We start from the raw sequence: 8,841 nt of genomic DNA, 5'->3' as shown, positions 1-8,841 counted from the left end.
TTTGAAGTGCAACTTTCCATAACAGAAAAAGGCCATTATGCGGCAAGTGTTGCACTTCAAATCCGAATCCGCCGATTTCTTCAAACTATTCGCAGTTTGATACTTTTGCTCAAGATTCTCAGTTTAAAAATACTGAAAGCCGGTACCTGCAGACGGTAAATTTGCACTAAATCCCTATTTTTCAAAGGTCGTCTGAAACCATCCTTTCTTCATATGAAACTGTCTTTTTCGCATCAAACCATATATCAAACTGTAAAAATACAATAAAATCCCATATTAGACTGAAAATCACGGAGTAAACATGAAACTGAAAACCCTTACCCTTGCTGCTGCTCTGCTGGCCCTGGCCGCCTGCGACAACAAAGTCCAAACCAGCGTCCCCGCCGACAGTGCGCCTGCAGCCTCAGCAGCCTCCGCTGCGCCTGTCGCTTTAGTTGAGGGGCTTAACTACACCACACTCAGCACCCCCATTCCTCAGCAACAAGCAGGCAAAGTCGAAGTCCTCGAATTTTTCGGCTACTTCTGTCCGCACTGCGCCCACCTCGAACCCGTTTTGAGCAAACACGTCAAAACCTTCAAAGACGATACCTACCTTCGTACTGAACACGTTGTTTGGGGCGATGAGATGAAACCGTTGGCGCGCCTTGCTGCCGCCGTCGATATGGCGGTCGCAGACACCAAAGACATTGCAAACAGCCATATCTTTGATGCTATGGTTAATCAGAAAGTCAAACTGCAAGACCCTGAAACTCTCAAAAAATGGTTGAATGAGCAAACCGCTTTTGACGGCAAAAAAGTCCTCGCCGCCTACGAATCCCCTGAAAGCCAAACCCGCGTAGACAAAATGGCAGAGCTGACCAATACCTACAAAATCGACAGCACGCCCACCGTCATTGTCGGTGGCAAATACAAAGTCGAATTTGCCGACTGGGAATCAGGTATGAAAACCATAGACCTGCTTGCAGACAGAGTACGCGAAGAACAAAAAACTGCCAAATAATCCCAAAAAGCAAACAGCCGTCCGAAACCGCGATTTCAGGACGGCTGTTTTCACAAAAAAACCGGCAAAAAACCAAGAGGGACAGAGAAACGGGCGCACATCCCCCATATCCCTTATAATATCCCCCATTCCCATTTTTTCAGACGACCTCCGACACAAAAGGTCGTCTGAAACCCAAAATACAAGAGAACACCATGAAATTCATCGACGAAGCAAAAATCGAAGTTGCCGCAGGCAAAGGCGGTAATGGCGCAACCAGTTTCCGCCGCGAAAAATTCGTACCGCGCGGCGGTCCTGACGGCGGCGACGGCGGCAAAGGCGGCAGCGTCTGGGCAGAAGCCGACGAAAACACCAACACCCTCGTCGAATACCGCTTCGTCAAACGCTACCAAGCCAAAAACGGCGAAAAAGGCCACGGTTCCGACCGCTACGGCGCAGGGGCGGACGACATCGTCCTCAAAATGCCCGTCGGCACCCTTATCCGCGACCTCGACACTGACGAAATCGTCGCCGACCTCACTTATCACGGCCAGCGCGTCTGCCTTGCCAAAGGCGGCAAAGGCGGCTTAGGCAATATCCACTTCAAATCGTCCGTCAACCGCGCGCCCAAACAATCCACGCCCGGCGAAGAAGGCGAAACCCGTTCCCTGCAGCTCGAACTCAAAGTCCTCGCCGATGTCGGCTTGTTAGGCATGCCCAATGCCGGTAAATCCACCCTGATTACCGCCGTATCTGCCGCACGTCCCAAAATCGCCAACTACCCCTTCACCACCCTGCATCCGAACTTAGGCGTCGTGCGCATCGACGAAAACCACAGCTTCGTCATGGCAGACATCCCCGGCCTGATTGAAGGCGCGGCTGAAGGCGCAGGCCTCGGCCACCGGTTCCTCAAACACTTATCGCGCACCGGCTTGCTGTTGCACGTCGTCGATTTGGCCCCCTTCGACGAAACCGTCAACCCCGCCGAAGAAGCCCTTGCCATCATCAACGAACTGCGCAAATACGACGAAGAACTCTACGGCAAACCGCGCTGGCTCGTGCTGAACAAACTCGACATGCTCGACGAAGAAGAAGCCCAAACGCGCACCGCCGCCTTCCTCGAAGCCATCGGCTGGGATTACCCCAAACCCGACGACCGCTTCCAATTCGACATGGAAACCCCGCGCCTCTTCCAAATCAGCGCACTAACCCACCAAGGTACACAGGAGTTGGTACACCAAATCAACCAATACCTGACCGAGAAAAAACGCATTGAAGCTGAAAAAGCCGATGCGGAACAGGCAGCGGCAAATGTTGAGATTGCCGAACAACAGCCTAAAACGGATACAGGTGTGTTTAAACCCGAGTAAGGAAATAAAAAGTTTTCAGACGACCTGTTTAATGTAATATAGGGTCGTCCGAATACAGGAAAAAAGCAAGGAAGACCATGATTTCTGATAAACAACGTGTCGAATTGGCGAAAAAGCAAGCTATGCTTAAGATTTTGTATCAGGCATGGCTAGCAGAAAAACGGAAATACGCCGTAATCACGGTAGTCGATAATGAAGGCAATCTGATCGAATATCATCCTTCCGGTAATCAAAGAACAGTAGGCCATGTCAAACAACCGGCCTAAAGCGATTTTTTACTGTGGTGCTAATGGTTCAGGCAAATCTACCCTGCGCCAATTCAATCAAGATCGTGTCTCGTTAGTGATTGATTCCGACCATATCGCAGCAGAAATTAACCCTGAAATGCCCCGCTTAGCTGATATGGAAGCGGGAAAAACCGCATTGCGCTTATTCCGTCAAGCGTTGGATAATCAAATTTCTTTTTCCATGGAATCGACCTTATCCGGCAAATCCGCCCTTACCCGCATTCAAACAGCTAATGCCGCTGGATTTTATGTCATACTCAATTATATCGGTCTTGCTACGCCCGAATTAAATATTCGACGAATGCAAGAGCGTGTCGCAAGCGGCGGGCATTGGATAGCCCCTGAATTAATTCTCAAACGCTACTATACAAGCCTACAAAACCTTTATACTGCATTACCATTTGCCGACGAAAGTTTTATTTTTGATAACTCATCGGTTTATCCACAGTTACAAATATGGATAAATCAACATCAATATTTGAAAAACAAACATTTAGTCGATTGGGTACAGCCAATCGAGCAAACCATACTTTCAAATGGATTAATTTTTGATTCGTTCCTATCTCATGCATAACTCAAAATGGTGAGACTGCGTCTGAAATAGTAAAAGTAGAGAAGTAGTTATCGCAACCAATATTTTCAGGCAGCCTTTTTAATCAATGGAGAGCTAGATGTCTTCTAATTCTTTCTCTTTACAAGAAAACGATATTATTAAACGTTCAGAATTGCATGACCAATATGGCGGCAATAGACAAAGTGGTATTGCTGCTTCGGCAAAAACACCCAATATCTTCCTTTTTACTCACCCAGAAAAAGGCGAAAACCACGGCTATTATGATCACTGGGATGAGAAGGGAACTACCCTGTTTTATTGTGGTGAAGGGCAACGTGGTGATCAGCGCATGATAAATGGGAATAAAGCTCTCTTGGATCATAAACAGACAGGAAAAGCCATCCGTGTCTTTGCCAATGACACACTAAATGCTCATGTCCGATACATTGGTGAGTTTATATTAGATGAACATCAGCCTTATATAGTTAAAAAAGAACATGCAACTAATAATGGCCCAGAACGAAACGTATTTGAATTCTGCTTGCACAAAAAATCCAAATAATTTACCCCTGTTTATACAAGATTTAAAAAAACATGACCACCATCTACAACACCCTTACCCGTCAAAAAGAACCCTTCGCCCCCATCGACCCTAAAAACGTGCGTATGTACGTTTGCGGCATGACCGTTTACGACTATTGCCACTTAGGCCATGCTCGTGTGATGGTTGTGTTCGACATGATTGCCCGCTGGCTGCGCGAGTGCGGTTATCCGCTTACTTATGTGCGCAACATCACCGACATCGACGACAAAATCATTGCCCGTGCGGCTGAAAACGGCGAAACCATCGGTGAACTGACCGCGCGTTTCATTCAGGCTATGCACGAAGATGCCGATGCTTTAGGTGTGTTGCGTCCGGATATTGAGCCGAAGGCGACGGAAAACATCCCGCAAATGATTGCCATGATTGAGACCCTGATTCAAAACGGCAAGGCATACCCTGCCGCCAATGGCGACGTTTACTACGCCGTGCGCGAGTTTGCCGCTTACGGACAATTGTCGGGTAAATCGTTGGACGACCTGCGCGCAGGCGAGCGCGTGGAAGTGGACGGTTTCAAACGCGATCCGCTTGATTTTGTGTTGTGGAAAGCCGCCAAAGCAGGCGAACCTGCATGGGAAAGCCCTTGGGGCAACGGCCGTCCGGGTTGGCATATTGAATGCTCTGCCATGAGTGAAAACCTGTTTGGCGATACTTTCGACATTCACGGCGGTGGCGCGGATTTGCAGTTTCCGCACCATGAAAACGAAATCGCCCAAAGCGTCGGCGCAAGCGGCCATACCTGCGGCCATGACCACGCGCAAACCCACCACGGGCAAAGTATCGCCAGCCACGTCAAATACTGGCTGCACAACGGCTTTATCCGTGTGGACGGCGAAAAAATGTCCAAATCGTTGGGCAACTTCTTCACCATCCGCGAAGTGTTGAAGCAATATGACCCCGAAGTCGTGCGTTTCTTCATCCTGCGTGCCCACTACCGCAGCCCGCTGAATTACTCCGACGCGCATTTGGACGACGCAAAAGGCGCATTAACACGCCTGTACACTACCTTGAAAAACACCCCTGCCGCCGCGTTCGAATTGTCCGAAAACGCAAATGACTACACCCGCCGCTTCTACGCCGCCATGAACGACGATTTCGGTACGGTCGAAGCCGTTGCCGCGCTGTTCGAACTGGCAGGCGAAGTGAATAAAACCAACGATGCACACCTTGCCGGCTGCCTGAAAGCCTTGGGTGGCATCATCGGCCTGCTGCAACGCGATCCGACCGATTTCCTGCAAGGCGGTGCGGTTTCAGACGGCCTCTCCAATGAAGAAATCGAAGACTTAATCGCCCAGCGGAAACAGGCGCGCGCGGATAAAAACTGGGCGGAGTCCGACCGCATCCGCGACCTTCTGAACGAACACAAAATCATTCTGGAAGACAACGCCGGCGGCACGACTTGGCGGCGCGGCTAATTTGCTTTGATATGAAAAAAGGTCGTCTGAAAACATTTTCAGACGACCTTTTTATAGTGGAATTAACATAAATCAGGACAAGGCGACGAAGCCGCAGACAGTACAGGTAGTATGGCAAGGCGAGGTAACGCCGTACTGGTTTAAATTTAATCCACTATATTTGATTGGAAACCGTGATGTGTGTACTTTAATCTTCTAACAGGTTCTTCTTGATGACCGCAGGATTCCCCGCGGCGACGCAATACGGCGGCACATCTTTGGTTACCACAGCCCCTGCGCCAATGACTGCTCCTTTTCCTACTCGGACCCCGCCCATAATAATCGCGCGCCGTCCGATCCAAACATCATCCTCAATCACAATCGGATTGATTTCCGTATAGCCCTCATATTTCAAAGTTTCACGATTAAACTTGTGATTATTGGAATAAAACAAACATTCCGGCCCCATCATGACATTATTTCCTATCGTCAGACCGTAGCATATTTCGCAATTGACACCGACCCCCGAGTTATCGCCGATCACCGTATCCGGCATGACATACGCACCTTTTTCAATATTGACGTTTTTGCCGATATGCGAGGAAATTCCCGATGCAAGGAAAGATCTGATTTTTTGAGAAGGCGGTCCTATAACCCTCATATAAGACTGAGGCAACATTCCGCCCAGTCCGCGCAGCAGCCAAGAACACATTTTTATTTTAATACTCATCCGATTTTCCATTTTGAGGACAGGTTCACATGAGACACGCGTTGTAAGATGAAGTTTATGAAAAATGGTAAATTTCGGTATATGCATAATCTGATTCACAATCACAAGCTACATAATGCTGTTTGTGATGGATTTGTTAGAATGAGTATGGATTTGAATGAACAGTGGCTTACTGCTTCAAAACCAATCTGCTGCCCGAATATACAGCCTGATAGCAGATAGCACTAAAAACCTTATTTACAACAAATATTGCCCGGTTAAATGCCTGACAACAATACGTTATTCCAGTAAATTCGCTAGCCATACTTAAAAATAACGATATTTTAGGCCCCTAGCCAGGGTGAAGGTAATATCCTCTTGACAAACAAACAAAAATTATCAATAATCACCAGCTTGTTTGAAGCATAGGCACATCCCCTATGCCCGCTTAATCGAAAGGAAACAACATGAAACAAGGTATCCACCCTAATTACCACGAAATCAACGTTACCTGCTCCTGCGGTAACAAATTCGTAACCAAATCCGCTCTGGAAAAAGACAGCTTCAACATCGAGGTTTGCTCTTTGTGCCATCCGTTCTACACCGGTACTCAAAAAATCGTCGACACTACCGGTCGCGTGGATAAATTCAACAACAAATTCGGCAACCTGTTCAAACGCTAATCGCCGCTTTATGACAAAAAAGACTGCTATACGCAGTCTTTTTTGTTTTCATGCCCTAAAAACAGTCAATTTGGAACTCAATGACATACTGCGTAGCGTAACAAACAACGGTTTATACGCCGATATGTTTTCATCATCAAGAATGGGTAAATGATTTATCTAAATTATTTGCTGAGTATTTGCCCGTCTTATGCAGATGATGTATTTGTGCAACATATTTTCACAATATGCAAAAAAGTTATGCAAAATACTTGCATTTAAATTTCATTTTTTTACAATTGTAGGCGCAACTTTCTTCAAGTGACTATCACCGTTAAGACCATGCGGTGTCCCTTTTTCAGTTTACGGGGAAAAGAGAAGCTTGAATAACGTCCTTACACCCACCACAAAAGGTAAAAAACATGAAAAAATTCAATGTAAAAGTATTAAGCATGGCTGTTGCGGCAGCCGTAGTGAGCGGCGCAGCGGCCGCAGAAGAAGTAAACTTCGCACAAGCCGTCACAGAAAAAAATCAGGGGAAAGCAGCATTTTTTACTGTTTTCGGCGAAGGTACGACGTTTGATAAAGATACCGGTAAGCTGACTTTCAAAAAAGATAGCGATGCACTGCTTTTGAAAACCTTAGAGTTAGAACAAACCATTAATGGTTTTGCGTCTGGTTCAAATTTCATTACAACTGATGCCAATGGTAAAAAAACCGTCCGTAAAGCCACTAATGAAGATATCGAAGCCGACAGCCTGAAAGGTGTAGGCTTGGCAGGCGGCCTTACTGCCGTCAATGCCCGCGTGGATGATCTGTTGGACGACACTGAGGCAGCTTTAGATGAACAAGACAAAACCATCGAAGAACTGAAAACAGCCATTACCACCAATGGTACTCGTATTGCCGAAGTTGCCACAGGTGTGAATGATCTGAATAAATCAGTAGCCGATATGGGTAAAGACATTTCCGACCAATTTGACGAAATCGGCGAAGAAGTAACCGCAGTAAACACCCGTGTGGACAGCCTGGCACAAGACACAGCAGATGCCAAAGCCGCTGCTAAAGCCGCCGAAGACAAAGTAACCGCGCTTTCTGCCAACGTTGACAGTAAAGTAACAGAAGCCAAAGACGCCGCTAAAGCCGCCGAAGATAAAGTAACCGCGCTTTCTGCCAATATTGACAGTAAAGTAAAAGAAGCCAAAGATGCCGCCGCTAACGCAGTGGATGCCGCTTCTAAAATTGATGCAGTTGCCGAAAAAGCTGACAAGGCAAATAAAGCAGTGGATGAGTTGGCTGAACGTGCTGCTTTATCCATTGCGGAAAACGCTCAACAAATTGATGGCTTTAAAGAAGGCGATGAAATCGTCGTTACCGATGCTGATGGTGTCAAATCTGTCAAAAAAGCTACCAAAGAAGATGTTGAACAAGATGAGTTTGGCGGACTGGGCTTGAAAGAAGTTGTTGCACAACATGACCAAAGTTTTGCTGATTTGACCGCTGAGACTGAACGAGCCAAAAAGGCTGCCGAACAAGCCGCATTTGCAGCAATCGAAAATGCCCAAGAACTCAACGGTTTCAAAGAAAAAGATGAAATCATCGTTACCGATGATAATGGTGTTAAGTCTGTTAAAACAGCAACCGAAGAAGACGTTAAAGCCGACGAGTTCAAAGGTCTGGGCTTGAAAGAAGCTGTGAAAGATACCCACAAAGCTGCGGCGCAAGCTACATTGGCAGCAATTGAGAATGCTCAAGAGCTCAACGGTTTCCAAGAAGGCGATCAAATTGTTGTAACTAAAGATGATGGTTCAAAAGTCATCCGTACCGCCACAAAAGAAGATGTTGAAAATGCCGATTTTGAAGGCATGGGTTTGAAAGAAGTTGTTGCAGCACATGATGAAACGCTGGATGGTTTGAATAAAGCTGTTACCGAGAACAGCGAAGCGCTGGTAAAAACAGCAGCAGTTGTTAATGACATCAGCGCCGATGTAAATGCCAATAAAGCGGCAATCGAAACCAAAGCTGACAAAACTGATTTCGAAGAATTGGCAAAATACACTGCCGATATGGGCAAAAAAGTTAACGACATCGGTGACGAAGTTACCAGCCTGAGTGATGCGACTACAACAGCTGTTGCCCGTATTGATGAAGACATCGTTAATTTGAAAAAAGCAGGCTTAACTGCAGCCGATGCTTTAGAAGCTAACCGCCAAGACATTGATGCCAATAAAGCAGCCATCGGAACTAAAGCTGACAAAGCTGATTTCGAAGAATTGGCAAAATACA

At 46.8% G+C, this 8,841-nt stretch carries 9 protein-coding genes and 1 pseudogene; 9 read left to right on the top strand and 1 reads right to left on the bottom strand.

The genetic code is table 11. The features are described 5' to 3' along the window. Nucleotides 1–301 precede the first annotated feature (301 nt). The 7 genes and pseudogenes from HMPREF3277_RS06305 to HMPREF3277_RS15280 all read left to right on the top strand — a co-directional run. A complete protein-coding gene (locus HMPREF3277_RS06305; protein ID WP_070870385.1) occupies nucleotides 302–1,000 on the top strand; it encodes a thiol:disulfide interchange protein DsbA/DsbL in 699 nt (232 codons plus the stop codon). Between the two features lie 194 nt (nucleotides 1,001–1,194). Then, entirely contained in the window at nucleotides 1,195–2,349 is a 1,155-nt protein-coding gene (gene obgE, locus HMPREF3277_RS06300; protein ID WP_070870384.1) for a GTPase ObgE, read from the top strand. A 77-nt stretch (nucleotides 2,350–2,426) separates the two neighbouring features. Further along, nucleotides 2,427–2,615 (top strand): hypothetical protein, encoded by a 189-nt coding sequence (locus tag HMPREF3277_RS06295; protein WP_003763141.1) that lies wholly within the window; start codon nucleotides 2,427–2,429, stop codon nucleotides 2,613–2,615. Further along, the gene (locus tag HMPREF3277_RS06290) at nucleotides 2,596–3,210 is read left to right on the top strand and encodes an ATPase (protein ID WP_070870383.1); all 615 of its coding nucleotides are present in this window, start codon (nucleotides 2,596–2,598) and stop codon (nucleotides 3,208–3,210) included. The genes HMPREF3277_RS06295 and HMPREF3277_RS06290 overlap by 20 nt, the downstream gene beginning before the upstream one ends. 97 nt (nucleotides 3,211–3,307) lie before the next feature. Then, a complete protein-coding gene (locus HMPREF3277_RS06285; RefSeq protein WP_070870382.1) occupies nucleotides 3,308–3,751 on the top strand; it encodes an SRA domain-containing endonuclease in 444 nt (147 codons plus the stop codon). 32 nt (nucleotides 3,752–3,783) lie between these two features. Continuing rightward, nucleotides 3,784–5,205 (top strand): cysteine--tRNA ligase, encoded by a 1,422-nt coding sequence (gene cysS, locus HMPREF3277_RS06280; RefSeq protein WP_070870381.1) that lies wholly within the window; start codon nucleotides 3,784–3,786, stop codon nucleotides 5,203–5,205. Nucleotides 5,206–5,257: 52 nt separating this feature from the next. Then, nucleotides 5,258–5,371, top strand: a pseudogene (locus HMPREF3277_RS15280) (IS5/IS1182 family transposase); the annotation flags it as partial. A 21-nt stretch (nucleotides 5,372–5,392) separates the two neighbouring features. Here HMPREF3277_RS15280 and HMPREF3277_RS06275 read toward each other — a convergent pair. After that, entirely contained in the window at nucleotides 5,393–5,914 is a 522-nt protein-coding gene (locus HMPREF3277_RS06275; protein WP_039863261.1) for an acyltransferase, read from the bottom strand. A 446-nt stretch (nucleotides 5,915–6,360) separates the two neighbouring features. Here HMPREF3277_RS06275 and rpmE point away from each other — a divergent pair, with 446 nt between their 5' ends. Both rpmE and HMPREF3277_RS06265 read left to right on the top strand, forming a co-directional pair. Further along, a complete protein-coding gene (gene rpmE / locus HMPREF3277_RS06270; protein WP_003760375.1) occupies nucleotides 6,361–6,576 on the top strand; it encodes a 50S ribosomal protein L31 in 216 nt (71 codons plus the stop codon). Between the two features lie 401 nt (nucleotides 6,577–6,977). Continuing rightward, nucleotides 6,978–8,841 (top strand): outer membrane insertion C- signal (locus tag HMPREF3277_RS06265; RefSeq protein WP_070870380.1); only part of this gene is annotated, 1,864 nt, incomplete at its 3' end.

The organism is Neisseria sp. HMSC70E02 (assembly GCF_001838645.1).
GTDB lineage: Bacteria > Pseudomonadota > Gammaproteobacteria > Burkholderiales > Neisseriaceae > Neisseria > Neisseria macacae.
Note: the sequence above shows the minus strand (reverse complement) of the source record. Positions and strands in the feature narration are given on the sequence as shown.

Coding starts and splice junctions, on each gene's coding strand:
- cysS (WP_070870381.1), top strand. CDS start 3,784: ATGACCACCATCTACAACACCCTTACCCGTCAAAAAGAACCCTTCGCC.
- HMPREF3277_RS06305 (WP_070870385.1), top strand. CDS start 302: ATGAAACTGAAAACCCTTACCCTTGCTGCTGCTCTGCTGGCCCTGGCC.
- obgE (WP_070870384.1), top strand. CDS start 1,195: ATGAAATTCATCGACGAAGCAAAAATCGAAGTTGCCGCAGGCAAAGGC.
- HMPREF3277_RS06290 (WP_070870383.1), top strand. CDS start 2,596: ATGTCAAACAACCGGCCTAAAGCGATTTTTTACTGTGGTGCTAATGGT.
- HMPREF3277_RS06295 (WP_003763141.1), top strand. CDS start 2,427: ATGATTTCTGATAAACAACGTGTCGAATTGGCGAAAAAGCAAGCTATG.
- HMPREF3277_RS06275 (WP_039863261.1), bottom strand. CDS start 5,914: ATGAGTATTAAAATAAAAATGTGTTCTTGGCTGCTGCGCGGACTGGGC.
- HMPREF3277_RS06285 (WP_070870382.1), top strand. CDS start 3,308: ATGTCTTCTAATTCTTTCTCTTTACAAGAAAACGATATTATTAAACGT.
- rpmE (WP_003760375.1), top strand. CDS start 6,361: ATGAAACAAGGTATCCACCCTAATTACCACGAAATCAACGTTACCTGC.